Annotated in this window: 26 protein-coding genes; 13 read left to right on the top strand and 13 right to left on the bottom strand. The window is 63.8% G+C overall.

Features of this window, described 5'->3' with window-relative positions:
• The first annotated feature begins 84 nt into the window (after positions 1-84).
• From cycA to AC2CQI_RS23245, 7 genes are all read left to right on the top strand, one after another.
• Positions 85-1,497 (top strand): D-serine/D-alanine/glycine transporter, encoded by a 1,413-nt coding sequence (gene cycA, locus AC2CQI_RS23275; RefSeq protein WP_075804708.1) that lies wholly within the window; start codon positions 85-87, stop codon positions 1,495-1,497.
• Positions 1,498-1,711: 214 nt separating this feature from the next.
• The gene (urtA, locus tag AC2CQI_RS23270; protein ID WP_075804709.1) at positions 1,712-2,977 is read left to right on the top strand and encodes an urea ABC transporter substrate-binding protein; all 1,266 of its coding nucleotides are present in this window, start codon (positions 1,712-1,714) and stop codon (positions 2,975-2,977) included.
• 149 nt (positions 2,978-3,126) lie between these two features.
• Positions 3,127-4,626, top strand: coding sequence for an urea ABC transporter permease subunit UrtB (gene urtB, locus AC2CQI_RS23265; protein ID WP_484578006.1), 1,500 nt, complete (start codon positions 3,127-3,129; stop codon positions 4,624-4,626).
• Positions 4,626-5,705, top strand: a complete 1,080-nt coding sequence (gene urtC / locus AC2CQI_RS23260) for an urea ABC transporter permease subunit UrtC (RefSeq protein WP_484578005.1) — start codon at positions 4,626-4,628, stop codon at positions 5,703-5,705. Before urtB ends, urtC begins: the two co-directional genes overlap by 1 nt.
• The gene (urtD, locus tag AC2CQI_RS23255; RefSeq protein ID WP_484578004.1) at positions 5,702-6,553 is read left to right on the top strand and encodes an urea ABC transporter ATP-binding protein UrtD; all 852 of its coding nucleotides are present in this window, start codon (positions 5,702-5,704) and stop codon (positions 6,551-6,553) included. The genes urtC and urtD overlap by 4 nt, the downstream gene beginning before the upstream one ends.
• 10 nt (positions 6,554-6,563) lie before the next feature.
• Positions 6,564-7,262: an urea ABC transporter ATP-binding subunit UrtE gene (gene urtE / locus AC2CQI_RS23250; protein ID WP_075804713.1), complete on the top strand. Its 699-nt coding sequence runs from the start codon at positions 6,564-6,566 to the stop codon at positions 7,260-7,262.
• Positions 7,263-7,296: 34 nt separating this feature from the next.
• Complete coding sequence (locus AC2CQI_RS23245) at positions 7,297-7,818, top strand: GNAT family N-acetyltransferase (RefSeq protein WP_484578003.1); 522 nt, start codon at positions 7,297-7,299, stop codon at positions 7,816-7,818.
• Between the two features lie 103 nt (positions 7,819-7,921).
• Here AC2CQI_RS23245 and AC2CQI_RS23240 read toward each other — a convergent pair whose 3' ends face one another.
• Together AC2CQI_RS23240 and cbpA are read right to left on the bottom strand one after the other, a co-directional pair.
• Positions 7,922-8,224, bottom strand: coding sequence for a chaperone modulator CbpM (locus tag AC2CQI_RS23240; protein WP_075804715.1), 303 nt, complete (start codon positions 8,222-8,224; stop codon positions 7,922-7,924).
• Positions 8,225-8,226: 2 nt separating this feature from the next.
• Positions 8,227-9,195 (bottom strand): curved DNA-binding protein, encoded by a 969-nt coding sequence (cbpA, locus tag AC2CQI_RS23235; protein ID WP_075804716.1) that lies wholly within the window; start codon positions 9,193-9,195, stop codon positions 8,227-8,229.
• A 159-nt stretch (positions 9,196-9,354) separates the two neighbouring features.
• Here cbpA and AC2CQI_RS23230 point away from each other — a divergent pair, with 159 nt between their 5' ends.
• Complete coding sequence (locus AC2CQI_RS23230) at positions 9,355-10,623, top strand: Hsp70 family protein (RefSeq protein ID WP_075804717.1); 1,269 nt, start codon at positions 9,355-9,357, stop codon at positions 10,621-10,623.
• Positions 10,624-10,732: 109 nt separating this feature from the next.
• On the opposite strand, the gene AC2CQI_RS23225 is transcribed toward AC2CQI_RS23230, so the two are convergent.
• The 3 genes from AC2CQI_RS23225 to AC2CQI_RS23215 form a co-directional block, all read right to left on the bottom strand.
• Positions 10,733-11,740 (bottom strand): AI-2E family transporter, encoded by a 1,008-nt coding sequence (locus AC2CQI_RS23225; protein ID WP_075804718.1) that lies wholly within the window; start codon positions 11,738-11,740, stop codon positions 10,733-10,735.
• Between the two features lie 127 nt (positions 11,741-11,867).
• Positions 11,868-12,152, bottom strand: a complete 285-nt coding sequence (locus AC2CQI_RS23220) for a PsiF family protein (RefSeq protein ID WP_075804719.1) — start codon at positions 12,150-12,152, stop codon at positions 11,868-11,870.
• A gap of 79 nt (positions 12,153-12,231) precedes the next feature.
• On the bottom strand, positions 12,232-13,122 hold the full coding sequence (locus AC2CQI_RS23215) for an esterase/lipase family protein (RefSeq protein WP_484578002.1): 891 nt from the start codon (positions 13,120-13,122) through the stop codon (positions 12,232-12,234).
• A gap of 134 nt (positions 13,123-13,256) precedes the next feature.
• Between AC2CQI_RS23215 and osmE the strand changes: the two genes are divergently transcribed.
• Positions 13,257-13,595 (top strand): osmotically-inducible lipoprotein OsmE, encoded by a 339-nt coding sequence (gene osmE / locus AC2CQI_RS23210; RefSeq protein WP_484578001.1) that lies wholly within the window; start codon positions 13,257-13,259, stop codon positions 13,593-13,595.
• Positions 13,596-13,686: 91 nt separating this feature from the next.
• Complete coding sequence (locus AC2CQI_RS23205) at positions 13,687-14,217, top strand: ferritin-like domain-containing protein (protein ID WP_075804722.1); 531 nt, start codon at positions 13,687-13,689, stop codon at positions 14,215-14,217.
• Between the two features lie 165 nt (positions 14,218-14,382).
• Here AC2CQI_RS23205 and AC2CQI_RS23200 read toward each other — a convergent pair whose 3' ends face one another.
• Positions 14,383-16,452 carry an AsmA family protein gene (locus AC2CQI_RS23200; RefSeq protein ID WP_484578000.1) on the bottom strand — a complete coding sequence of 690 codons (2,070 nt, stop codon included), beginning with the start codon at positions 16,450-16,452 and terminating at the stop codon, positions 14,383-14,385.
• 266 nt (positions 16,453-16,718) lie between these two features.
• On the opposite strand from AC2CQI_RS23200, the gene AC2CQI_RS23195 reads away from it, so the two are divergent.
• The 3 genes from AC2CQI_RS23195 to AC2CQI_RS23185 all read left to right on the top strand — a co-directional run bounded on the left by AC2CQI_RS23195 (position 16,719) and on the right by AC2CQI_RS23185 (position 19,111).
• Positions 16,719-17,177, top strand: a complete 459-nt coding sequence (locus AC2CQI_RS23195; RefSeq protein ID WP_484577999.1) for a phage infection protein — start codon at positions 16,719-16,721, stop codon at positions 17,175-17,177.
• A 132-nt stretch (positions 17,178-17,309) separates the two neighbouring features.
• Complete coding sequence (locus AC2CQI_RS23190; RefSeq protein WP_484577998.1) at positions 17,310-17,942, top strand: TetR family transcriptional regulator; 633 nt, start codon at positions 17,310-17,312, stop codon at positions 17,940-17,942.
• A gap of 68 nt (positions 17,943-18,010) precedes the next feature.
• On the top strand, positions 18,011-19,111 hold the full coding sequence (locus tag AC2CQI_RS23185; RefSeq protein WP_484577997.1) for an AGE family epimerase/isomerase: 1,101 nt from the start codon (positions 18,011-18,013) through the stop codon (positions 19,109-19,111).
• A 104-nt stretch (positions 19,112-19,215) separates the two neighbouring features.
• On the opposite strand, the gene AC2CQI_RS23180 is transcribed toward AC2CQI_RS23185, so the two are convergent.
• From AC2CQI_RS23180 to AC2CQI_RS23150, 7 genes are all read right to left on the bottom strand, one after another.
• On the bottom strand, positions 19,216-19,977 hold the full coding sequence (locus AC2CQI_RS23180) for an SDR family oxidoreductase (protein WP_075804727.1): 762 nt from the start codon (positions 19,975-19,977) through the stop codon (positions 19,216-19,218).
• Positions 19,978-20,632: 655 nt separating this feature from the next.
• Positions 20,633-20,962 carry a hypothetical protein gene (locus tag AC2CQI_RS23175; RefSeq protein ID WP_075804728.1) on the bottom strand — a complete coding sequence of 110 codons (330 nt, stop codon included), beginning with the start codon at positions 20,960-20,962 and terminating at the stop codon, positions 20,633-20,635.
• Positions 20,963-21,192: 230 nt separating this feature from the next.
• Positions 21,193-21,909 (bottom strand): ABC transporter ATP-binding protein, encoded by a 717-nt coding sequence (locus AC2CQI_RS23170; RefSeq protein WP_075804729.1) that lies wholly within the window; start codon positions 21,907-21,909, stop codon positions 21,193-21,195.
• Positions 21,906-22,781 carry an ATP-binding cassette domain-containing protein gene (locus AC2CQI_RS23165; RefSeq protein WP_484577996.1) on the bottom strand — a complete coding sequence of 292 codons (876 nt, stop codon included), beginning with the start codon at positions 22,779-22,781 and terminating at the stop codon, positions 21,906-21,908. The genes AC2CQI_RS23170 and AC2CQI_RS23165 overlap by 4 nt, the downstream gene beginning before the upstream one ends.
• Positions 22,778-24,067 (bottom strand): high-affinity branched-chain amino acid ABC transporter permease LivM, encoded by a 1,290-nt coding sequence (gene livM, locus AC2CQI_RS23160; RefSeq protein WP_075804731.1) that lies wholly within the window; start codon positions 24,065-24,067, stop codon positions 22,778-22,780. Before livM ends, AC2CQI_RS23165 begins: the two co-directional genes overlap by 4 nt.
• A 2-nt stretch (positions 24,068-24,069) precedes the next feature.
• Entirely contained in the window at positions 24,070-24,984 is a 915-nt protein-coding gene (locus tag AC2CQI_RS23155) for an ABC transporter permease subunit (RefSeq protein ID WP_009398626.1), read from the bottom strand.
• Between the two features lie 163 nt (positions 24,985-25,147).
• Positions 25,148-26,284 carry a branched-chain amino acid ABC transporter substrate-binding protein gene (locus tag AC2CQI_RS23150; protein WP_075804732.1) on the bottom strand — a complete coding sequence of 379 codons (1,137 nt, stop codon included), beginning with the start codon at positions 26,282-26,284 and terminating at the stop codon, positions 25,148-25,150.
• Positions 26,285-26,322 lie beyond the last annotated feature (38 nt).

Raw genomic sequence — 26,322 nt, 5'->3', positions numbered from 1 at the left:
TTGTCGCGTCTACCCCGCAAGCGAGCGTGGTAGCCTAGCCGCCGCTTCACATACAAGAAGACTGCGATTTATGGAATGCATGCAATGAATCAAGACATTACTAAGGACGGGCAGGAACATCACCTGCAACGCAACCTGACCAATCGACACATCCAGTTGATTGCCATCGGCGGGGCCATCGGGACCGGTCTGTTCATGGGCTCGGGCAAGACCATCAGTCTGGCCGGGCCTTCGATCATCTTCGTCTACATGATCATCGGCTTCATGCTGTTCTTCGTCATGCGGGCGATGGGCGAGCTGCTGCTGTCGAACCTCAACTACAAATCCTTCATCGATTTCTCCGCCGACCTGCTCGGGCCCTGGGCCGGGTATTTCACCGGCTGGACCTACTGGTTCTGCTGGATCGTCACCGGCATCGCCGATGTGATCGCCATCGCCGGCTATTCGCAGTTCTGGTTCCCCGACCTGCCGCAGTGGGTGCCAGCGATCATGTGCGTCGGGGTGCTGCTGTCGCTGAACCTGATCACCGTGAAGCTGTTCGGCGAGATCGAGTTCTGGTTCGCGATGATCAAGATCGTCGCCATCGTCGGCCTGATCGGCACCGGCCTGTACATGATGACCACCGGCTTCCAGTCGCCCAATGGCGATACCGCCAGCCTGGGCAACCTGTGGAATGACGGGGGCATGTTCCCCCATGGCCTGATGGGCTTCTTCGCCGGCTTCCAGATCGCCGTGTTCGCCTTCGTCGGCATCGAGCTGGTCGGTACCACCGCTGCCGAAGCCAAGGACCCGGAACGCACCCTGCCGCGGGCGATCAACTCGATCCCGCTGCGCATCATCATGTTCTACGTGTTCGCCCTGATCGCGATCATGGCCGTCACCCCATGGCGCGACGTGGTGCCGAACAAGAGCCCGTTCGTGGAACTGTTCATCCTCGCCGGCCTGCCGGCAGCGGCCGCGGTGATCAACTTCGTGGTACTGACCTCGGCCGCCTCGTCGGCCAACAGCGGCGTGTTCTCCACCAGCCGCATGCTCTTCGGCCTGGCCCAGGAAGGCGATGCACCGAAGGCCTTCGAGAAGCTGTCGAACCGCGACGTACCCGCCAACGGCCTGTACTTCTCCTGCACCTGCCTGCTGCTGGGCGCGGCGCTGATGTACCTGATCCCGGACCTGATGGAGGCCTTCACCCTGGTCACCACGGTGTCGGCGGTGCTGTTCATGTTCGTCTGGTCGCTGATCCTGCTGTCGTGGCTGAACTACCGCAAGCAACGCCCCGAACTGCACGCCAGGTCGAAGTACAAGATGCCCGGCGGACGCTTCATGTGCTGGGCCTGCCTGGTGTTCTTCGCCTTCATCCTGGTGCTGCTGAGCTTCGAGACCGACACCCGCCAGGCGCTGATGGTCACCCCGATCTGGTTCCTGATCCTCACCGTGACCTACCAGTTCGTCCGTAGCCGCCGCCATCCACGCGGCCAGGTCAACGCTCCCCGCGGTTGATCCTTCCCTTGCTGGCTATTGCGCACCATCTGGGCGCAATGGCCTGCACCGTGCCACCGCCTTGGGCTCCAGGGCGGTGCATCTTGCCCGCACAATCCGCTGAAACCCTTGTTCCAGAGCCTGTACACAATCCGGCATAGCCCTTGCTATCGCTCTATCCGCGCAGTCGCCATTTGCCTTATCGCCAAATACGAACTCAACGGAGAGAGCACCCATGAAGCGTCGCAGTCTGATCAAGGCCTTTACCCTCAGTGCATCCATCGCCGCGATGGGCCTGAGCTGGACCATCCAGGCCGCCGAGACCATCAAGGTCGGCATCCTGCACTCCCTGTCCGGGACCATGGCGATTTCCGAGACCTCGCTGAAAGACATGGCGCTGATGACCATCGACCAGATCAACGCCAAGGGCGGGGTCAATGGCAAGCTGCTGGAGCCGGTGGTGGTCGACCCGGCCTCGAACTGGCCGCTGTTCGCCGAGAAGAGCCGCCAGTTGCTGACCCAGGACAAGGTCGCGGTGGTGTTCGGCTGCTGGACCTCGGTATCGCGCAAATCCGTGCTGCCGGTGTTCGAGGAGCTCAACGGCCTGCTGTTCTACCCGGTGCAGTACGAAGGTGAAGAGATGTCGCCGAACGTGTTCTACACCGGTGCGGCGCCGAACCAGCAGGCGATTCCGGCGGTGGAATACCTGATGAGCGAAGAAGGCGGCGCGGCCAAGCGCTACTTCCTGCTGGGCACCGACTACGTCTACCCGCGCACCACCAACAAGATCCTGCGCGCCTTCCTGCACTCCAAGGGCGTGGCCGACAAGGATATCGAAGAGGTCTACACGCCGTTCGGCCATGCCGATTACCAGACCATCGTCGCCAACATCAAGAAGTTCTCCGCCGGCGGCAAGACCGCGGTCATCTCCACGGTCAACGGCGACTCCAACGTGCCCTTCTACAAGGAACTCGCCAACCAGGGCCTGAAGGCTACCGACGTGCCGGTGGTGGCGTTCTCGGTGGGTGAAGAGGAACTGCGGGGCATCGACACCAAGCCGCTGGTGGGCCACCTGGCCGCGTGGAACTACTTCGAGTCGGTGGAGAACCCGGTGAACACCCAGTTCGTCTCCGACTGGAAGGCCTACGCCAAGGCGAAGAACCTGCCGGGCGCCGACAAGGCGGTGACCAACGACCCGATGGAAGCCACCTACGTCGGCATCCACATGTGGGCGCAGGCCGTGGAGAAGGCCGGCAGCACCGATGTCGACAAGGTCCGCGAAGCGCTGGCCGGGCAGAGCTTCAAGGCACCGTCGGGCTTCACCCTGACCATGGACAAGACCAACCACCACCTGCACAAGCCGGTGATGATCGGCGAGATCCAGGATGACGGGCAGTTCAACGTGGTCTGGGAAACCGAGCAGCCACTGCGGGCCCAGCCGTGGAGCCCGTTCATTCCGGGGAATGACAAGCGGCCGGATTATGCCGTGAAAGGCAACTGATCCAGCACCGTCGGGGACCGCTTTGCGGTCCTTCGCGGGCAAGCCACGCTCCTACGAGGGCACCGCGTACTCCTGTAGGAGCGTGGCTTGCCCGCGAAGGGCCGCAAAGCGGCCCCAAAATTCCGAACCATTCGAAGGGACCCCGCTCCATGCCCAAGGCCCTCTACCGATTGCTGCTTTCCCTGTGCCTGCTGCTGCCCTTCGCCGCGCACGCCAGCGAAGCCGAATACTTCGCCGCCGCCAAGCCCAACGATCAGGCCCGCCTGCTCCAGGACTGGGCGGCGCAACCGGATCCTGCCCGGCTGACCCTGCTCGTGTCCTTGCAGCAAGGCCGCCTCAGCCCCGACGACAGCCGCAAACTGCGCCTGAACAACCGCCTGCGCGGCCTGGTGGACAACGCCCTGGCCAGCCATCAACTGCTCAGCGCCGAGCCGGCCACCCGCCTGCAAGCCGCCCAGCAACTGCAAAAGAGCGCGCAACCGGCCCAGGTCGCCTTCCTCGACCGCCAGTACGCCCAGGAAAAGGACGACAACGTCCACGCCGCCCTCGGCCTGGCCCTGGCCAACCTGCAACTGGCCGCCAGCGAACCCTCGGTTCGCCTCGCCGCCGTGCGCCTGCTCGGCGAAACCGGCGACCCCATGGCCCGCACCCGCCTCGAAGCGCTGCTCGACCCGGCCGTGGAAAGCGACGCCGGGGTACGCACCGCAGCGGAAACCAGCCTGGCCCAGGTCAAGCGCAAACTGCTGGTCGGCGAGATCCTCGGCCAGGCCTTCAGCGGCCTGTCCCTCGGTTCGATCCTGCTGCTCGCCGCCCTGGGCCTGGCCATCACCTTCGGCCTGCTCGGGGTGATCAACATGGCCCACGGCGAAATGCTGATGCTCGGTGCCTACACCACCTACGTGGTGCAGATCATGGTCCAGCGCTACGCCCCCGGCGCCCTGGAGTTCTATCCGCTATTGGCCCTGCCGGTGGCCTTCGCGGTGAGTGCCGGGGTCGGCATGGCCCTGGAGCGCACGGTGATCCGCCATCTCTATGGCCGCCCCCTGGAAACCCTGCTCGCCACCTGGGGCATCAGCCTGATCCTGATCCAGGCCATCCGCCTGGTGTTCGGTGCGCAGAACGTCGAGGTGGCCAACCCGGCCTGGCTGTCCGGCGGCATCCAGGTGCTGCCGAACCTGGTCCTGCCGTGGAGCCGCATCGTGATCATCGGCTTCGCCCTGTTCGTGGTGCTGCTGACCTGGCTGCTGCTCAACCGCACGCGCCTGGGCCTGAACGTGCGCGCCGTGACCCAGAACCGCAACATGGCCGCCTGCTGCGGCGTGCCTACCGGCCGGGTCGACATGCTCGCCTTCGGCCTCGGCTCCGGTATCGCAGGCCTCGGCGGCGTGGCCCTGAGCCAGATCGGCAACGTCGGCCCGGACCTGGGCCAGAGCTACATCATCGACTCGTTCCTGGTGGTGGTGCTCGGCGGCGTCGGGCAACTGGCCGGGAGCCTCTGGGCCGCCTTCGGCCTGGGCATCGCCAACAAGCTGCTGGAACCGCAGATCGGTGCGGTGCTCGGCAAGATCCTCATCCTTGCGCTGATCATTCTGTTCATCCAGAAGCGTCCGCAAGGCCTGTTCGCCCTCAAGGGACGGGTAATCGACTGATGAACCAGCCACTGCTTGTCACCGCCGCGCAAAAGGCCGGACCGAAACTGTCCCTGGCCATCGGCGCCGTCGTCCTGCTGGTCCTGCTCGCCCTGCCGCTGCTTTCGCTGCTGCCGGACGGCCATGCCCTGCAGGTCTCGGCCTACACCCTGACCCTGGTCGGCAAGATCCTCTGCTACGCCATCGTCGCCCTGGCCCTCGACCTGGTCTGGGGCTACGCCGGCCTGCTGTCCCTCGGCCACGGCCTGTTCTTCGCCCTCGGCGGCTATGCCATGGGCATGTACCTGATGCGCGAAGCTGCGGGCGACGGCCTGCCGGCGTTCATGAGTTTCCTGTCGTGGAGCGAGCTGCCCTGGTACTGGGCCGGCACCCAGCATTTCGCCTGGGCCATGTGCCTGGTGGTCCTGGCCCCGGGGCTGCTGGCCCTGGTGTTCGGCTACTTCGCCTTCCGCTCGCGGATCAAGGGCGTGTATTTCTCGATCATGACCCAGGCCCTGACCTTCGCCGGGATGCTCCTGTTCTTCCGCAACGAGACCGGCTTCGGCGGCAACAACGGCTTCACCAACTTCCGCACCCTGCTGGGCTTCGACATCACTGCCCAGGGCACCCGGGCGGTGCTGTTCCTGCTGACCGTGGCGCTGCTGACGGGCAGCCTGTTGCTGGGCTGGCGCCTGGCGCAGAGCAAGTTCGGCCGGGTCCTGACCGCGCTGCGTGACGCCGAGAACCGCCTGATGTTCTGCGGCTACGACCCGCGTGGCTTCAAGCTGTTCATCTGGGTCTTGAGCGCCGTGCTCTGCGGCCTGGCCGGGGCGCTGTACGTGCCGCAGGTGGGCATCATCAACCCCAGCGAGATGTCGCCGACCAACTCCATCGAAGCCGCCGTATGGGTCGCCCTTGGCGGGCGCGGCACGCTGATCGGCCCGCTGCTCGGCGCCGGCCTGGTCAATGGCATGAAGAGCTGGTTCACCGTGGCGTTCCCGGAGTTCTGGCTGTTCTTCCTCGGCGCACTGTTCATCCTGGTCACCCTGTACCTGCCCAAGGGCGTGGTCGGCCTGCTGAAGAAAAGGGGCGAACAATGAGATTCCCGTCGATCCATCCCGAATTCATGCTGGAGCCGATCATCGACGAAGGCAGTGGCCGCGACGCCATCGGTCTCGGCCAGGTGGCTTCCCCGGGCCTCGATGCCCGCCACGGCACGGTGCTGACCCTGGAAGACATCAACGTCAGCTTCGACGGGTTCAAGGCCATCAACGGCCTGAACCTGTACATCGGCGTCGGCGAGCTGCGCTGCATCATCGGCCCCAATGGCGCCGGCAAGACCACCATGATGGACGTGATCACCGGCAAGACCCGCCCCACCAGCGGCAAGGCCTGGTTCGGCGACACCCTCGACCTGACCCGCATGAGCGAAGTGCAGATCGCCCAGGCCGGGATCGGCCGCAAGTTCCAGAAGCCCACGGTGTTCGAGGCGCTGACGGTGTTCGAGAACCTGGAGCTGGCGCAGAAGACCGACAAGTCGGTGTGGGCCTGCCTCGGTGCGCGGCTCAGCGGCGAGCAGCGCACGCGGATCGATGAAGTGCTGAACACCATTCGCCTGGAAGCCTCGCGCAATCGCCCGGCGGGGTTGCTGTCCCACGGGCAGAAGCAGTTTCTAGAAATCGGCATGCTGCTGATGCAGGACCCGCAATTGCTGTTGCTCGACGAGCCCGTGGCGGGCATGACCGATGCCGAGACCGAGTTCACCGCCGAACTGTTCAAGAGCCTGGCCGGCAAGCACTCGCTGATGGTGGTGGAGCATGACATGGGCTTCGTCGGCAGCATTGCCGACCATGTCACCGTGCTGCACCAGGGCAGTGTGCTGGCGGAAGGTTCGCTGGCGCAGGTGCAGGCGGATGATCGGGTGATCGAGGTTTATCTGGGGCGATGAGGAAAACACCATGCTGAAAATCGATTCCCTGCACCAGTACTACGGCGGCAGCCATATCCTCCGCGGCCTGTCCTTCGAGGCCAAGGTTGGCGAAGTCACCTGCCTGCTCGGCCGCAACGGCGTGGGCAAGACCACCCTGCTGCGCTGCCTGATGGGCCTGGTGCCAGCCCGGGAAGGCAGTGTCAGTTGGGAAGGCCAGTCCATTACCCAACTGAAACCGCATCAGCGGGTCCACGCCGGTATCGCCTATGTGCCCCAGGGCCGCGAGATCTTCCCGCGCCTGACCGTCGAGGAAAACCTGCTGATGGGCCTGTCGCGCTTCGGCGCCAGCGAGGCGAAGAAGGTGCCGGAGTTCATCTACGAGCTGTTCCCGGTGCTGTTGCAGATGAAGCACCGGCGTGGCGGCGACCTATCCGGCGGCCAGCAGCAACAGCTGGCCATCGGCCGGGCCCTGGCCAGCCGCCCGCGCCTGCTGATCCTCGACGAGCCCACCGAAGGCATCCAGCCCTCGGTGATCAAGGAAATCGGCGCGGTGATCAGCAAGCTCGCGGCCCGGGGCGATATGGCGATCCTGCTGGTGGAGCAGTTCTATGACTTCGCCGCCGAACTGGCCGACCAGTACCTGGTGATGTCCCGGGGCGAGATCGTCCAGCAGGGCCGTGGCGAAAACATGGAAGCCGAAGGTGTGCGCGGGCTGGTAACCATTTAATCTGGCGGCCTGCCCCAGCCTGTGGATAACCACCATGCCTCACATCCTCCGCGACGCCGTGCCTGCCGATCTGCCGGGCATCCGCGCTATTTACAACGACGCCGTGCTCAACACCACGGCGATCTGGAACGAACAGCCGGTGGACCTGGCCAACCGGCAGGTGTGGTTCGACGGGCGGCAGGCGCAAGGTTATCCGGTCATCGTTGCGGTGGACGACGCGGGAGACGTGGCCGGCTATGCCTCGTTCGGCGACTGGCGGGCCTTCGAAGGGTTTCGGCATACCGTGGAGCATTCGGTGTATATCCGGGCTGATCAGCGTGGGCATGGACTGGGGCCGAAGCTGATGGAGGCCCTGGTCGAGCGGGCTCGCCAGTGTGGCAAGCATGTGATGGTCGCGGCGATCGAGAGCGGGAATGCGGCTTCGATCAGGCTGCATGAGAGGTTGGGGTTCCGGGTGACCGGGGAGATGCCGCAGGTGGGGGTGAAGTTCGGGCGGTGGCTGGACCTGACCTTTATGCAGTTGGTGTTGAATCCGGGGGCTCAACCACCCAACTGATGGTGTTCTTCAGGGCCTCATCGCTGGCAAGCCAGCTCCCACAGGGATCGCGTGCACCGCAAAACCTGTGGGAGCTGGCTTGCCAGCGATGAGGCCCTGAAGGTCACTGCACAAACCGCCCCAGACGCTGGCGCAACATATCGTTCTCGCTCCGCAACTGCTGCACTTCCTCCAGCAGTTCAAGCGCCAGGGCCACTCCTTCCCATTCCAGCTCCAGCTCCGCATGCAGCCTCGCCGCACGCTTGGCCAGCACCGGCGAGCGGTCATCGAACAACCAGTCCTCCGGTGTTCGCCCTGACGGTTCAACGATGCCGTGTTCGACGATTTCCATCACGCAGTCCACCGTGAGATCGGCTTCCTGGCACAAGGTACGCATATCCAGCTGAACGATCAGGGTGCTACTCATGGTCACTTACTCCATTGAGCTCGCGGGTTGAACCCGGCCTTCTCCGACAGTTTGTTCCACAGTTCACGGGTGGCGGCATCCGACTGCGCCGGCATCACCACCTTCAGTTGTGCATACAGGTCACCACGCTGGCCCTGCTTGTTGGCCAGGCCCATGCCCTTGATCCGCAGGCGCTGGCCGCTCTGGCTGTCCGGGCGGATGGTCAGGTTGACCTTGCCGGTCAGGGTCGGCATTTCCACCTTGGTGCCCAGCGCCGCTTCCCACGGTGCCAGCGGCACGGTGATGATCAGGTCATGGCCTTCAACATCGAACAGCGGGTGCGGTGCGAAGCGGATGATCAGGTACAGGTCGCCATTCGCCCCGCCACCCACGCCCGGCGCGCCCTGGCCCTTGAGGCGGATGCGCTCGCCGTCGGTCACCCCGGCAGGGATCTTGACGTTGAGGGTCTTGGTGGTGTCGCCGGTGCGCTGGCCCATGGCGTTGTGCTGGGGCACCTGGAAGCTGATCTTCTTCGACTCGTTGGCCAGGGTTTCCTCGAGGAATACCGCCAGTTCCATTTCCACGTCCTGCCCCCGCCGACCGGCACTGCGCTGCTGTTGACCACGGCCAAACGGATTGCCGTTGCCACGACCGGCCGAGCCGAAGATCGAACTGAAGAAATCCGAGAAATCGCCACCACCGCCGAAGCCACCGCCACCGGCGCCGCCACGGCTTTCCCAGCCGGGCGGGGCCTGGAACGGCCGGCCGTGCTGGCCGCCGTACTTGCGGATCTCGTCGTACTCGGCGCGCTTTTCCGGGCTGCTCAGCACTTCGTAGGCCTCGTTGGCCTCCTTGAACTTGTCTTCGGCGTCACGCTCTTTGCTGACGTCCGGGTGATACTTGCGGGCCAGCTTGCGGTAGGCGGTCTTGATCGCCTTGTCGTCCGCCGTCGGCTCAACGCCCAGTATCTTGTAATAGTCTTTGAAATCCATCGAAGGAATCACCGTCGGTTAAATGCACTGCCTGTGAAGATTGGGGCCAAGCATAGCCTTTCAAGGCGCCCCGGGGTTGTCGCGCGGCAGATAATCGGTCTTGATTCTGCGCGCAACTGGCATAAACTGCGCGGCCGTTTTTCCCCCGGAACCGCCTCCATGACTCATGCATCCCCGGCCCGTGCCTGTGGTATCGACTTCGGCACGTCAAACTCCACCGTCGGTTGGCATCGCCCTGGCGAGGAGACGCTGATCGTCCTCGAAGACGGCAAGATCACCCTGCCTTCGGTGGTGTTCTTCAATATCGAGGAACGCCGCCCGGTCTACGGTCGCCTGGCCCTGCACGAGTACCTGGAGGGTTACGAGGGTCGTCTCATGAGATCGCTGAAGAGCCTGCTCGGTTCCAAGCTGATCAAGCACGACACCAGCGTGCTGGGCACCGCCCTGCCGTTCAAGGACCTGCTGGGGATGTTCATCGGCGAGCTGAAGAAGCGCGCCGAAGCCAATGCCGGCCGCGAGTTCGAGCAGGTGGTGCTGGGCCGTCCGGTGCATTTCGTCGACGATGACCAGGCCGCCGACCAGGAGGCCGAGGACACCCTGGCCGAGGTGGCGCGCAAGATCGGCTTCAAGGACGTGTCGTTCCAGTACGAGCCGATTGCTGCGGCCTACGACTACGAGTCGGGCATCGAGCGCGAGGAGCTGGTGCTGATCGTCGACATCGGCGGGGGTACCTCGGACTTCTCGCTGATCCGCCTGGCCCCCGAACGGCACATGCTCGACGACCGCCACAACGACATCCTCGCCACCGGCGGCGTGCATATCGGCGGGACCGACTTCGACAAGCAGCTCAGCCTGCAGGGCGTGATGCCGCTGTTCGGCTACGGCAGCCGCATGAAAAGCCAGGCGCTGATGCCCACCAGCTACCACCTCAACCTGGCCACCTGGCACACCATCAACTCGGTGTACTCGCAGAAATCCCAGCTGGCCCTGGGCAGCATGCGCTACGACATCGAGGACACCCTCGGCATCGACCGCCTGTTCAAGCTGATCGAACAGCGCGCCGGGCACTGGCTGGCGATGGAAGTGGAAGCGACCAAGATCGAGCTGACCCACGCCGAGAACCGCCTGGTGGACCTGGGCCGGGTCGAGAAGGACCTGCAGGTGGACCTGACCCGGGCGCTGTTCGAGCAATCGATCGACAACCTGCTGGAGCGGGTGCGTGGCAGCGTCGATGAGTTGCTGCTCAAGGCGGGCGTGGGGGTGGAGCAGGTGGATACGGTGTTCTTCACCGGTGGTTCCAGCGGCATCCCGGCGCTACGCCAGAGCGTGGCGGCGATGCTGCCGAATGCGCGGCATGTGGAAGGGAATATCTTCGGCAGCATCGGCAGCGGGCTGGCGATCGAGGCGCGCAAACGCTACGGCGCCTGACTCCAGGGCCCTATCGCTGGCAAGCCAGCTCCCACAGGTTTAGCGGTGCACGCAATACCTGTGGGAGCTGGCTTGCCAGCGATGAGGCCGGATCAGACACCACAAGGCTTCAGACCAGCTCCACCCGCTTCAACTCACTCTTCAGGTAGGCATAGTAGATCGGCCCCGCCACCACCCCCGGCAAGCCGAAGGCCGCCTCGAACACCAGCATCGCCAGCAACAGTTCCCACGACTTGGCACTGATCTGCCCGCCCACGATCCGCGCGTTGAGGAAGTACTCGACCTTGTGGATAACGATCAGATACCCCAACGCCGCCATCGCCACCCAGATCGACAGCGACAAGCCGACGATGGTGATCAGGGTGTTCGACATCAGGTTGCCGATCACCGGCAGCAAGCCGAGCAGGAAGGTCAGCACGATCAGCGTCTTGGTCAGCGGCAAATGCACGCCGAACAGCGGCAGCACCACGGCCAGGAAGATCCCGGTGAACGCGGTGTTGAGCAGGGAAATCTTGATCTGCGCAAAGACGATGTTGCGAAACGCCTGGACCAGCAGCGACAAGCGCTCGAACAACGCCGCCGCCAGCGGTTTGCGCCGCGAGATATCAGGAATCCGCTGCAAGGCGACGATGGCCCCGAGGATCATGCCGATCAGCAAGGTAACGAACATGTGCGCGGCGCCCTTGCCCACCAGTTGCAGCTCGCCGAGGTGGGTCTTCAACCAGTCGCCGATGGCCACCTTGAACTCGGCGGCGCTGGCCGGCAGGTAGGCGTCGACGAACGGTGGCAACTGGCTTCGAGCCTGGTCCACCAGGAGCATGAAGCGGTCCAGCGAGGCTCCGGGGTTTTCCGCCTCATGCAGGAGGAAGCTGATGGCCCCGGCGAAGATCAGGGTCAGGGTGCTGACCACCAGGGTGCCGAGCAAGGCCACCGCCAGCCACCGTGCCCGCGGCCCGGCAATCACGTGCTGGAGTTTCGGCGTAAGCATGTTGACCAGCTCGAACACCAGCAAGCCGGCGAGCAGGCTCGGCAGCAGCTTGAGCGGCAATACCAGCAACAAGGCGGTGAATACGATGATCCAACTGGCCAGCACGACCTGACGCTGGGTAAAAGTCATACAACCTCAGAGACAGCCAAAGACGACGGAGGCGGCAGTCTGCCAGCCTTCGGTGAACAGGCATAGGGGCGGGCGACGGCGGACGATCAGGCATTGCCCCAGAGCAAGACCTGATCGTCCCGTCAGATCATTTTTTCTTCAGGCAGTCGCTCATGAAGGTCTTGCGCTCATCGCCCTTGAGCGCCTTGGTGGTGGCGTCGGCGTTGCAGGTCTTCATCTTGTCCTGCTGGGTGGCGGCCGGCTTGGCCTTAAGGCAGGTACTCATGAACGCCTTGCGCTCATCGCCCTTGAGCGCCTTGGCGGTGGCGTCGGCGTTGCAGGTCTTCATCTTTTCCTGCTGGGCGGTGGCAGCGAAACCCTGTGACGCCATCAGCAGGCCCAGCAACAGCAACGGCACACGCAGCATCTTCATGGTGACTCTCCTGATCGCCGCGAGGGAGGCGCGGCTGTCAGTGGAGTTTAGACAAGATTTCTTACATCCCTTGGGAGCGCTAGCAGCCGGCGGCCTTGAGGCGTTCGGCGTGCTCGACGAACAGCTTCACCGGCTGCGCGCCTTTGCCCACCGCGCCCAGGGACTGGTTGACGATATCCAGGTGGTCAAGGGGATAGTCGTCGCCGATCACTTGGCCCAGGTGCGAGCTGAAACGTCCAACCATGCCGTCGCACTGGCCGTTCTCGCGCACGAACGTCCGGGCGAACAGGCGGCAGAAGCGGTTGCTGCCGTCCAGGCGGTTCAGGCCGCGGTCGGTGATGCCCGGCTTGAGCACGCCGGACCATGAGTAATAACGCACGCCGTTGACCTCGGCCGGCCCTTCCCCGCCCCAGGTCTCGGGCAGGCCCTGTGGATAACTCTGGTTGAAGCGGGCCACGCCGCTGGAGGTCAGGGACAGGTGCGAGGCGTGCACGTCGATGGGCAGTCTCTCGCCTTTCCAGCCGGTTTCCAGCACTTCCATCAGCCACGCCAGGCCATGCAGCACCGCCTTGAGCAAACGTCCGCGGGGTGAATCGCCGGGGTACTCGCGCTCGAAGAAGTCGGCCAGTTCCGAACCGTGGTTGGGGCCGGCGATGGAGGTGACCGAGGCCACCCATTCCGGACGTTTCGCTGCCACGTAGCGGGCCGTCAGGGCGCCCTGGCTGTGGCCAAGCAGATTGACCTTGTCGATTCCGGTGCGCTGGCGCAATTCCTCGACGATGCGCAGCAACTGCTCGCCGCGCACCTCGGTGCTGTGCAGCGGCGAAACCTGTACCGGGTAGACCTGCGCCCCGCCCCGGCGCAGGGCCCTGACGATGCCGAACCAGTAGGGATAGGCCAGCAGCCGGACAAAGCCGAGCATGCCCGGCACCAGCACCAGTGGATAACGCGTGGCAAGCGCTTGCGACATGGCGACTCCGGTTTCAGGAGGTAATCGCTGCACCCTACAGGCGAAACGATGGCAATCGCAATCGAACTCCCGTCGCCGCTTGCGGTTCCAAATTCTTATCGGGCCATGACGGCCTAACACGAGGATGTACGACCATGTACAAGCACGCCCTGGCAGCACTTCTGGCAAGCGCCACCCTGATCGGTTGCAGCAGCCACCCGGAAAACCCGGTGGACCACGTGACCTTCCGCGACCAGCCCCTGGTCAAGCAGGTGGAAAACGGCATGACCATGCAAAAGGTCATCGCTATCGGCGGCAGCCCGTCCACGGTCATCGACCTGCCTAACGGCGGCACCTGCAACAACTACATCCTCAACCGCGAAGGTCATCAACAGCCTTACTTCGTGCGCTTCGACGCCACCGGGCATGTCGACGACAAGGGCTTCAAGACCTGCGAACAGCGTGATCAGGATCGCCGAGAAGGCCGTGGCTGATAAAACTTTTGCCGCTTCGCCGCACTCGTACCTGATGTAGCGACCGCGCCCGAGAGCGCGGCGCGCCCATTTTCCAGCCTGGAGAAACGTGATGAGCACCGTAGAACTGACCGATGTACAAACCCTGCGCGAACGTGCCCGCCAGCATGTGGAACAAGGCGCCGTGACCGAGGGCTACACTGCCGACCGCCAGACCATCCTGCGCCTGCTCAACGAGTCGCTGGCCACCGAGTGGGTCTGCACCCTGCGCTACAAGCGCCACTACTACATGGCCAGCGGGATCAAGGCGAGCGTGGCGGCGGCGGAGTTCCTGGAGCATGCGAACCAGGAGCAGGAGCACGCCGACAAACTGGCCGAGCGTATTGTGCAATTGGGCGGCGAGCCGGATCTGAACCCGGACAACCTGAGCAAGAATTCCCATGCGCAGTACGTGGCCGGGAAGAATCTGAAGGAGATGGTGCTGGAGGACCTGGTGGCTGAGCGGATCGCCATCGACAGCTATCGGGAGATCGTGCGCTTTATCGGCGATAGCGACCCGACTACCCGGCGCATCTTCGAGGACATCCTGGCTCAGGAAGAAGAGCATGCGGATGATATGGCGGACTTGCTGCAAGGCCTCTGATTCTCTATCGCCCTTCAGGGCCTCATCGCTGGCAAGCCAGCTCCCACAGGGACCGCGTACACCGCGAGGCCTTGTGGGAGTCCTTGATGCTCCCACAGCCAGCCACAAAATTTGTGTCCGCCTCGAACCCTGTGGGAGCTGGCTTGCCAGCGATGAGGCCCTCAGTTATTTCACAGTCTTGGGCGCCTTGCCGGCCCGCATCTGCTCCAGCAACGGCGTACAACGGTTCGGCTCATCCCCGCTGCTCGGCGCCACCAGCGCCAGCAATCCCGCCGCCGGCCCGGCCACCACCCCCAGCGCCACCATCCCCGCCCCACGCAACGCCAATGGCACCGCCTGCACCCCGGCCGACGGCTTGGCGAACGAACCGCGCACATACAACGGCGAACGCAGCGAGAACAGGCGCAGGCCCTTGGATTCCGGATTGATCTTCAAATCCAGCTGTTCGGTAGCGAAGTTCGCCGTACCGGTCACATATATCACCGCATTCTCGGTATCGAACACGAACAGCCGCGTGGTCGCCAGACCATCCTTGATCCCGACATCGGTCGCCGCACAGTTGATCTTCACCTCGTTGTCGCCAAACAGCTTGCCGACCACATAGTTGCCCACGTTGAGCCCGGCGATTTCCATCAGGCTGCGGCTGACTGCGCCATCGTTGACCAGCAGCTTCAGATCGCCATTGGACGTGCCCAGCAACGCCGCAATCGAATTACCCCGGCCACTGAGGTCCGCATCGCCATTGAGCGCACCGAAGCTGGTCTTCATCGGTTCGAAGGTCGGGAACAGCTGCTTGAGCTTGAGATTGCGCGCAGTGAACTTCACCCGCCCCTGCATCGGCGTGCTGCGCCCGTCGAGGCGCACCTGCATGCCCAGCTTGCCGCCCGCCACACCGAAGGACAGCGGCTCCAGACGCAGCAGGCCATCCTCGAGGACCACGTGACTATCAAGATCGGTGAACGGCAGTTCCTCGGTCTGCACGATGCGCTTGCCAGTGAAGGTGACATCGGCATCCATCGCCCGCCAGCGCTCTGTGCGGAACTCTTCCACCGGCAGGACCTTCTCCCCAGGCTGCTTCGCGGCACCACCACGGGCTTTCTGCTGAGCATTGGAGTCGGCGCCGATCAGCGGTGCGAGGTCCTTGAACAGCAACTGGTTGGACACCAGCTTGCCGGTCAGCCTGGGCCGCGGCTGGCTGGCGGCGAAGGCCAGGTCGCCATGGATATCGCTGTCGCCGATCTTGCCGTTGAAGCCTTCGTAGCGGAACAGCGCCCCGCCCGGCTCGTGCAGCTTGGCGATCAGGTGGCCGTCGGTCTGGTACGGCGGGGTGTCCGGCAGGGTCACGCCGGTCAGCGGATAGAGGTTGCCGAGGCTGGCACCGGAGAGTTTCAGGCGCAGGTCGAGGGCGCCGAGATTGCGCGGATCGGTCAGGGTGCCGGCGACGATGGCGCGGGTCTTGGCGATGCTCACGTCCACCTGCACCGGGAACGGCTGGGTCGCATCCTGCAAGGCCAGCAGGCCGCCAATCTTGCCTTCGCCTGTCAGCGCCTCGCCCTTGTAGGTGCCCTTGGCCTTGAAGCCGAAGGCGTAGTCCTGGGCGTTGCCGTGTTCCTTGGCGGTCTTCTCGGCGGTGCTCTTGCCGACGATATCGCTGAACGGGATCGGCTTGCCCAGCGGGTCGACCTGCACCTGGACATTGGTCTTCAGGGTGGCGTCATCGAACGCCACCTGGCCCTTGTCGAAGCCGATGGCGCCGATATCCAGTACCCATTTCGATGGCTCGGCGTTTTCGTCCTTGGGCCCGAAATCGAAGGTCCAGTTGGCCCGGCCATCGGCCAGGCGCTTGAGGCTGGCGGTGGGCAGCTTGAGGTCGATGCGCGGGATGACGATGCGCTGGGCCAACAGCGGCAGCGGCGAGAGGCGGAAATCCACCTGCTGCAGCCCGACCATCTGCGGTTCCTTGAGCCACTCCGGGTTGCCCAGGGTCAGGTCCTGGGCAGTGAACACCGGCCACGGCACCCAGGCCCGCCAGCCACCTTCCTCGGGCTCGCGGCGCCAGTGCACGGAGAGGTCGCCATTGATGGCGAAAGGTCGGTGCAAGGCTTCGGAGACCTTGTCGTTGAGCAGCGGCTTGACCCGGTTCCAGTCGAAGGTGGCGATGAAGATCACCAGCACCACCAGGATCAGCGCAAGGCTGGCCAGGGTCCAGGTGATGATTTTGGCGGGGCGCGTCATTGCACGGTTCTCCAGTGACAGCTAGGCAGACAGCGTGCGTTGACCACGCACTTGTACTTGGGACTGACGAAACGCCAAGGGGTTTCGCCGGATACGCCGGCCAATTCCTACTGCGGCACTCAGGAAAGCCGCGACCTAGAGCGGCCGGTGGAATGTATCAATCCCGTTGATTGTTACCATTACCTTTATGAACTTTTCTATCCAATTTCCAAGAGTAGCATTGGCTCCGTACCCACTTACTTGTCCTCCCCCAGGAGATCCAAAACATGAAACGCCAATTGCTGCTCAGCCTTGCCCTCTCAGTCCTGGCCACCAGTGCCTTCGCCGTACCGGCCGCCGACCAACACCTGTCCGCCGAAGCCCGCGACAGCTCGGCCACGGTCTCCCAGCCGCTGAACACCCTGGCTGAAGGCGGTTCGGATCGTGTGATCGAACGCGCCAACCGTGTGGCCGAAGGTGGTGGTGACCGTGTGATCGAACGCAACAACCGCGTTGCCGAAGGCGGTGGTGACCGTGTGATCGAGCGCAACAACCGAGTTGCCGAAGGCGGTGGTGACCGTGTGATCGAGCGCAACAACCGAGTTGCCGAAGGCGGTGGTGACCGCGTGATCGAACGCAATAACCGCGTTGCCGAAGGCGGTGGTGACCGCGTGATCGAACGCAATAACCGTGTGGCCGAAGGCGGTGGTGACCGTGTAATCGAACGCAACAACCGGGTGAGCTGATGCCTATGCGCGAAAACAACAGCTACCCGCGCGCAGTCCTCTCCCCTCCGAGGCCCGGTCAACTGACCGGGCTTTGTTTTTCCGGCCCCGGCCTTTAGAGTGCAGGGCCCGTTTCACACGAACGAACCCGCCATGCTGCCGCGCGCCGAACAGAAGCAACAGACCCGCCACGCCCTGCTGGACGCCGCCCGTCAACTGATGGAGAGCGGTCGCGGATTCGGCAGCCTGAGCCTGCGTGAAGTGGCCCGCACGGCCGGCATCGTGCCCACCGGTTTCTACCGGCATTTCGATGACATGGACCAACTGGGCCTGGCCCTGGTCCGCGAAGTCAACGAAACCTTCCGCCAGACCATCCGCAGGGTCCGCCACAACGAAATCGAACTGGGCGGCATCACCGACGCCTCGGTACGTATCTTTCTCGACGTGGTCGCGGCCAACCGTGCGCAATTCCTGTTTCTTGCCCGCGAGCAATACGGCGGCTCGCAGCCGGTGCGCCAGGCCATCGCCCGCCTGCGCGAGGGCATCAGTTCCGACCTCGCCGCCGACCTGGGCAGCATGCGCCGTTGGCAGCACCTCGATGCACCGGCACTCGGCGTGATCGCCGACCTGGTGGTGAAAACCGTATTCGCCACCCTGCCGGAGCTGATCGATCCGCCGACCAACCTGGCCGAGGGCCAGCTCAGCGCCGAAGCCAAGATCATCCAGCAACTGCGCTTCATCTTCGTCGGCGCACGGCACTGGCAGGGCCTGGGCAACCCGGCCTGATCCCGGCGCCACGGGGAAATTTCCTGCTACCATGCGCGCCAACGCAATGACGGCGACGAACCTTTTCCATGTCCGAACTTTCCCCTGCCCAGACCTCCCTGCTCGCTGACGTCCAGCAACACTTCGACCGGCGCATCGTGCCGCTCTGGGAAGGCCCGGGCTGGAACCCGGACATGGCCCTGCCCTTCGAGGCCCTCGACCCCGCCCACCAGCCAATGCCGGTGCAGCGCTACCGGGCCATGGCCTGTGCCCGCCAGCTCTACCTGTTCAGCAGCCGCATCGACCAGCCCGGCGCCAGCGAACGCGCCGCCGCGCTGTTCCGCTCGCTGAACCGGCACTTCCACGATGCCGAGCATGGCGGCTGGTTCTACAGCGTCGATGCCCAGGGCAAGCCACTGGACCGGCGCAAGGACCTGTACACCCACGCCTTCATCGTCTTCGCCTGCGCCCACTACTGGGACAAGAGCCGCGACAGCCTGGTGGAATCGACCCTGAATGCCGCGCTCAGCGTGGTGGCCGAGCGCTTCGCCAATGACGACGGGTTGTACGAGGCAAGCCTTGGCGAAGACTGGTCGGACCTGGGCAGCGGCCCGTTGCAGAACCCGTTGATGCACCTGGCCGAAGCCTTCCTTGCCACCCTGGCCGTGCGTGAGGATGACGAGGTGCAGGCGGCTCTGCTGGCTCTGACCGAGGGCATGCAGGCGCAGTTCATCGACCCGCAGCATGGGGTGATGCTGGAGAAACCGCGCGGGGCTGTGGATAACTGGTTCGAGCCGGGGCATCAGTTCGAATGGTTCTGGCTGTTGGAGACTTCGCCGCTGCTCAAGGGCACGGCGTTGCATGCGTCGCTGGAGCGGGCCTTTGCCTTTGCCGAGGAGCGCGGGGTGAAGGACGGTGCGGTACTGGCGATGCTTGATGCCGATGGCCAGGTGCGTGATGCCACCCAGCGCATCTGGGCCCAGGCCGAGTACCTGCGGGCGCTGGCCTTGCGCGCGGATGGCGGGGAGAAGCTGGTGGGGCAGCTTGAGGTGCTGCGCCAGCGGTTCCTGCATGAGGGGGGGTGGTATGAGTGTCGGGATGCCAAGGGTGAGGTGAGTCGGGAGGATATGCCTTCTACTACGCCGTATCACCTGGTGACCTGTCTGCAAGGGCTGCAGCGCAGCAGCTGACGCCATCGCTGGCAAGCCAGCTCCCACAGGGTTCGCGCCGCCCGCGAGAACACCGCTGTACCTGTGGGAGCTGGCTTGCCAGCGATGAGGGCCTCAAGGGCGACTCAGTCCTTGCGGGTAATCGAGAACCCGGCCCAATCCTGGCTCACCGGCATCAACTCAAGGTTGTTGATGTTGATATGCGCCGGCTGGTTGAGAATCCAGAACACGGTCTCGGCGATGTCCTGCGGCTGGATCGCTTCGGCGCCCGCGTAGGTGGCGTCGTAACGGCTCTGGTCGCCGCCGAAACGCACCAGCGAGAACTCGCTCTCGCACAGCCCCGGCTCGATATTGGTCACCCGCACGCCAGTGCCGCGCAGGTCGCAGCGCAGGCTCAGGGAGAACTGGCCGACGAAGGCCTTGGTGCCGCCATACACATGGCTGCCCGGATACGGGTAGTTGCCCGCCACCGAACCGACGTTGAGGATGGTCGCACCCCGACCGTGGGCGATCAGCCGCGGCAGCAGCAGGCGGGTGCTGTACATCAGGCCCTTGATGTTGGTGTCGACCATGGTTTCCCAATCATCCAGGTCGCACTGCGGCGCCGGGTCCGCGCCCAGGGCCAGGCCAGCGTTGTTGATCAGCCCGCGCAGCTTGGCGAAGGCCGGTGGCAGGCTGGCGATCGCCTCCTCCATGGCCTTGCGGTCACGTACATCCACGACCAGGCCATGCACCTGGGTTTGTTGCGAAAGCTCTGCACACAGGGCGTCGAGGCGCTCCTGGCGGCGACCGGTCAGCACCAGCGACCAGCCGGCCTCGGCGAAACGGCGGGCGCAGGCTTCGCCGAAGCCGGAAGTGGCACCGGTGATGAATACGGTGGAAGTCATGAGGGTATCTCCTTGGATCACGGCAAGAGGACGGCAGGCCCTGAAGCATGCCCGGCCATCGACCATGCGGCAAGCCGTTCCTCCCCTGTGCAAAAAACGATCAATCGGCGCAAAGCCTTGTGGCATAAGGCTCCGCCGTGGGTATGCGCACCTTATCCACAGGCCCTTCCACACAGATTGGGGGCAACTGTATAACCTTGCCGCAGCGCTAACGGCCAAGTAATCCACAGGCTGGCGCGCCCTTTTTCACTTGACTCCGGTGTCAGCTTAAGCACCCTGCCCCGTTACCGTGCACGGTGGAAAACCGTGCTGATGGCGCAACGCCTTTAACCTCGCGGGCCAGCGGCGTCTTTCCAAGGCTTGTTCACAGAGTTATCCACAGGCTTTCATTGATGTTTTCAGGCTGTTTTAAATGCTGATCAGCAACTTGACAAATACCCCGACAGGGGCTTCCTAAGTTACTGATCAAAAAATGAACATCTCCTTGCAAGCCACGTGATTCAAGGCTTTCAGCCACTCATCACCAAGTTACCCACAATCGCTTCCACATTAATCGTGGACAACTTCAATTACATGGAAAACAACTGCTTACAGCGACTTTATGGCGCATAGCCATCAACTTGCCCAGGTACTTTTCCACATTCCTGTGGACAACCTATTGCACCTTGCGGTTGGTGTCTTCCAGGCGCCGTTGCAGTTCACCGATCTGCCGGGTCTGCTCGTCCACGGTGCGGCGCAGGTCCTGCAGGTCGCTGGCGTTCTGGTTGAGGGTGTCGCGCATCTTCTTCAGGTCGGCCACGCTGACCCCGGAGTCATGCAGGGAGTGGCTCATGCCGGATTCGCGGTGGATCGCGGCGAGGTTGTCGGAAGAGGACGCAGAGGACTCGATCTGGACCTTGGCCGCTTCCTCGGCGTGCACTGTCAGGCCGCCGAACAGCAGGCCGCAGGCGAGGATCGCGGGGGTGAGCAGGGAGCGTCGGGACATCGTAGGGGTTCCTTGTGCAGCGTCGAAACGGTACACGGGGTACGACTGCCCGGGTTTGCCTTGAGTTCCTGAAAATCCAGGACGACGCAGCGGCTTGTAGGAGCGTGGCTTGCCCGCGAAGGACCGCACAGCGGTCCCAAAAATGTTACTGGCCACACTATTTTGGGACCGCTACGCGGTCCTTCGCGGGCAAGCCACGCTCCTACAAAGGTTGAGCAATACACCAGGTATCAGTGCCCGCCGAGATAGGCGTTCCTCACCTCCTCATTGACCAGCAGCTCCTGCCCCGTACCACTCAGGCGGATCTGCCCGTTGACCATCACATAGGCCCGGTCCGACAGCTTCAGCGCATGGTTGGCGTTCTGCTCGACGAGGAAGATGGTCATGCCGCTCTTCGCCAGTTCGCGCAAGGTCGAGAAGATCTGCTTGACCACGATCGGCGCCAGCCCCAGCGAAGGTTCGTCCAGCAGCAAGAGCTTCGGCCGGCTCATCAACGCCCGGGCGATGGCGAGCATCTGCTGCTCGCCACCGGACATGGTCATCGCCCGCTGGCTACGCCGCTCCTTGAGCCGCGGGAACAGCTCGTACATGCGCTGCATGTCTTCGTCGGCATGTTTGTCGCCAATGGGGATGGTGCCCATCATCAGGTTTTCCTCGACGGTCATGTCGGGGAACACCCGCCGCCCTTCCGGCGACTGGGCGATGCCGTTGGAAGCGATGTAGTGCGACGACTTGTGGGTGATGTCGGTACCGCGATAGAGGATCTTGCCCCCCGCCGCCCGCGGCTGGCCGAAGATCGACATCAGCAGGGTCGACTTGCCGGCACCGTTGGAGCCGATCAGGCTGACCGTCTCGCCCTCGTTGATGTGCATCGAGACCTTTTTCAGGGCCTGGATCGGCCCGTAGAACACGTCCAGGTCCTGCAGTTCGAGAATGGGTGCACTCATACCAGCTCCTCTTCGTCAGCACCCAGGTAGGCGGCGATCACGGTCGGGTTGTTGCGGATGTCCTGCGGCTTGCCTTCGGCGATCACGTTGCCGTGGTCGAGCACGACGATATGGTCGGAAATGCTCATGACCATGCCCATGTCGTGTTCGATCAGCACCACGGTAATGTCGTGCTCGTCACGCAACACCCGGATCATCCGGCTCAGGGCCTCGGTTTCCTGCGGGTTGAGGCCGGCAGCCGGTTCGTCCAGGCAGATGATCTTCGGCCGCGTGCACATGGCCCGGGCGATTTCCAGGCGGCGCTGCTGGCCATAGGAAAGCTCACCGGCGAGGCGGTTGGCGCAGTCCACCAGGTCCACCACTTCCAGCCAGTAGAAGGCATGGTCGAGGGCGTCGCTTTCCGCCTTGCGATAGGCCGGAGTGTTGAGCACGCCAGCCAGCAGGTTGCGGTTGACCCACATGTGTTGGGCCACCAGGAGGTTTTCCACCACCGACATTTCCCGGAACAGGCGGATGTTCTGGAAGGTCCGCGCCAGACCGGCGCGGTTGACCAGGTGGGTGCCGCCGAACATCTTGTAGCGCACGCGGGTCATGAAGCGGCTCGGCGACACGAAGTCGCCCATCTGGAAGCGCTCGCCGAGCAACTGGATCACGTTGGTGTGCGAGCCGCGCACGTTCAGTTCGATCTTGCCGCCACTGGCCTTGTAGAAACCGGTGAGGCAGTTGAACACCGTGGTCTTGCCCGCACCGTTGGGGCCGATCAGGGCGAAGATGTCGTTGCGCTTGACCTTCAGGCTGACGTCGCTCAGCGCCTTGATCCCGCCGAACTGCATCATCAGGTTATCGACCGAGAGGATTACGTCGTCGCTCATGGCGCCACTCCTTTACGCGGGACCACACCGGCACGGCTGATACGGATCAGCCCGCGCGGTCGCCAGATCATCATCAGCACCATCAGCACGCCGAACAGCAGCACGCGGTATTCGGAGAAGCTGCGCAGCAGTTCCGGGGCCACGGTCAGGACGAACGCGGCGATCACCACGCCGACCGTCGAGCCCATTCCGCCGAGCACTACGATGGCAAGGATCAGCGCCGACTCGAAGAAGGTGAACGACGACGGGTTGACGAAGCCTTGGTAACTGGCGAAGAACACCCCGGCCAGACCGGCGGTGGACGCCCCCAGGGTGAAGGCCGAGAGCTTGACCAGCACATGGTTCAGGCCCATGGAACGGCAGGCGATCTCGTCTTCGCGCAGGGCTTCCCAGGCCCGGCCGACCGGCATGCGGGTCAGGCGGTGCTTGATGTACAGCACGGCCAGCACGACCATGAACAGCACGGCGTAGATGAAGATGAACTTGAGGTTGGCGTTGTATTCGAAGCCGAAGAACTCGTGGATCGGTACCCCGCCATCCTTGGCCCGGCGCCCGAACTCCAGGCCGAGGAAGGTCGGCGACGGTACCGGCATGCCGTTCGGACCGCCGGTGAACGACAGCCAGTTGTTCAGCACCAGGCGAATGATTTCACCGAAGCCCAGGGTCACGATCGCCAAATAGTCGCCGTGCATCCTCAGTACCGGGAAGCCCAATATGCAGCCCGCCAGCGCCGCGGCGATGGCCGCCAGCGGCAGCACGCTCCAGAAGCCCAGGCCGAGGTACTGGTAGCCCAGGGCCAGGCCATAGGCGCCGATGGCGTAGAAGGCCACGTAACCCAGGTCGAGCAGGCCGGCCAGGCCCACCACGATGTTCAACCCGAGCCCCAGCAGCACGTAGATCAGGCCGAGGATGACCACGGTCAGCAGGTACTTGTTGGCGAAAATCGGGAAGACGATGGCGATAACGATCAGCGCCGGGATGATGTAGCGCAGGCGCGACTTGTAGTCCGGCGCCAGCACATGCACCCCCGAGCCACCGCTTTCGAAGCCGTGGGCCATGCGCTTGCCGGCGTCGGTCTGGAGGAACAGGCTGATCAGCAGGCGCCCCACCATCACCCCTCCCACCAGCCAGGCCACGCGGCTCGGTTCGGCGTTGAAGCTGTAGCCGTCGAGGACCACGCCCACCACCGGACCGAAGACGATCAGGGCGAGCAGGCCGGCGACGACGGTGTCAATCAAGGTGCGTTTGATATCGAAACCGGAAGAAGCAGTCTTGGCAGTGGACATGTTCACACCTTAGCCACGAGCGGGCGACCCAGCAGGCCCTGGGGACGGAAGATCAGGATCAGCACCAGCAGGGAGAAGCTGAACACGTCCTTGTAGTCGGAGTTGACCAGGCCGGCGAACAGCGATTCCGAGATACCCAGCACGATCCCCCCGAGCATGGCCCCGGGCAACGAGCCGATGCCGCCGAGTACCGCGGCGGTGAACGCCTTGATGCCGATGATGAAGCCGGCATAGAAGTCGAAGGTGCCGTAGTTCATGGTGATCAGCACCCCGGCGAGGGCCGCCATCACCGCGCCGATGACGAACACGTAGGAGATCACCCGATCGGTGTTGATCCCCAGGATCGAGGCCATCTTGCGGTCCTGCTGGGTGGCCCGGCACATGCGGCCGAGCTTGGTGTACTTGATCACGTAGGTGAGCAGGGCCATGCCGGCGAAGGCGGCGATGAGGATGAAGATCTTGGTGTAGGTCAGTTGTACGAAGCCGGTACCGACGTCGAAGCGCCAGGCGCCTTCGAGCAGGGTCGGCACGCCTTGCTGGCGGGCGCCCTGGCTGATCTGCGCGTAGTTCTGCAGGATCAGCGAGATACCGATGGCGCTGATCAGCGGCGCCAGGCGGGTGGAGTTGCGCAGGGGTTTGTAGGCGATGCGTTCGATGGTGAAGCCGTAGACCCCGGTGACGACGATGGTGAACAACAGGGTTCCCAGCATCAGCAACGGAAAGGACTCGATACCGAAATAGGCCAGCAATGCCAGGCTGATTGCCGCCAGGTAGGCGGAAATCATATACACCTCGCCGTGCGCGAAGTTGATCATGCCGATGATGCCATAGACCATTGTGTAGCCGATGGCGATCAGACCATAGACGGACCCGAGGGTCAGCCCATTGATCAGTTGCTGCAGGAAAATTCCATCCATAACGCAATCTCACGTATTTGAGATTGCACAAGCGCCGACTACGGCGAACCGCGGATGACACGGCCCTCGCAGCGCAGGTTTGTGCAGATCTACGGGAAAAGACAGGTACGGCGCAGAACCGGAAACCGGCCCGGGCGTTGGCAGCCCGGGCCGGTCGCGCTTGTTATTTTTGTTTTTCGAGCTGGTGGTATTTGCCGTTGGCGTCCCACTGGTAGACCACGTAGTCGGAGACGGTCAGGTCGCCCTTGCTGTCCCACTTCTTCTCGCCCATCACGGTTTTCACCGGATTGGCCTTGAGCCACTTGGCGGCGTCTTCGCCCTTCTTCGACTTGGCGCCTTCGAAGCCGGCGGCCAGGGCCTGGATCGAGGCGTAGGCGTACAGGGTGTAGCCTTCCGGCTCGGTGCCGCCCTTGCGGAACTGCTCCACGACTTCCTTGCTGTCCGGCAGCAGGCGCGGGTCGGCGCCGAAGGTCATGTACACGCCGTTGGTGTATTGCGCGCCGCCGGCGGTGGCGACCAGTTCGTCGGTGACGATGCCGTCGTCGGACATGAACGCCACGTCTTTCAGACCCTGCTCACGCAGTTGGCGGACCAGCGGACCGGCTTCCGGGTGCAGGCCACCGAAGTAGACGACATCGGCACCGGCGGCGCGGATCTTGGTGACCACGGCGCTGAAGTCCTTCTCGCCACGGGTCAGGCCTTCGTACAGCACCGGGGTCACGCCGCGCTTGGTCAGCTGTGCCTTGGTGGCGTCGGCAAGGCCCTGGCCGTAGGTGTCCTTGTCGTGCAGGACCACGACTTTCTTGCCCTTGAGCACATCGACGATGTAGTCGCCGGCGACGATGCCCTGCTGGTCGTCACGCCCGCACATGCGGAACATGGCGCCGAGGCCGCGCTCGGTGACCTGCGGGTTGGTCGAGCCCGGGGTGATGGCGATCACGCCGGCTTCGTCGTAGACCTCGGAGGCCGGGATGGTCGAGGAGGAGCAGAAGTGGCCGACCACGCCGGCGACCTTGTCCTGGTCCACCAGGCGGTTGGCCACGGCCACGGCCTGCTTCGGTTCGCAGGCGTCGTCGCCCTTGACCAGGACGATCTTCTCGCCGTTCACGCCGCCCTTGGCATTGATCGCATCGGCCGCAGCCTGGGCACCTTTCATGTACTGCTCGCCGAAGGCTGCGTTGGCGCCGGTCATGGGACCTGCGACACCAATCTTCAGATCGGCCTGGACATACGAAGAAACGCCCAGCGCCGTGGCCACGGCGAGAGCAAGAAAGCCTTTCTTGTAAAACGTCTGCGACATGTGGTGGTGCTCCTGATGTTTTTTTGATTTGGCACGAC

The sequence above is a fragment of the Pseudomonas sp. P2S-1 genome, from assembly GCF_057197725.1.
The sequence above is the reverse complement of the archived record's forward strand: the minus strand, read 5'-3'. Positions and strand labels throughout refer to the sequence as shown.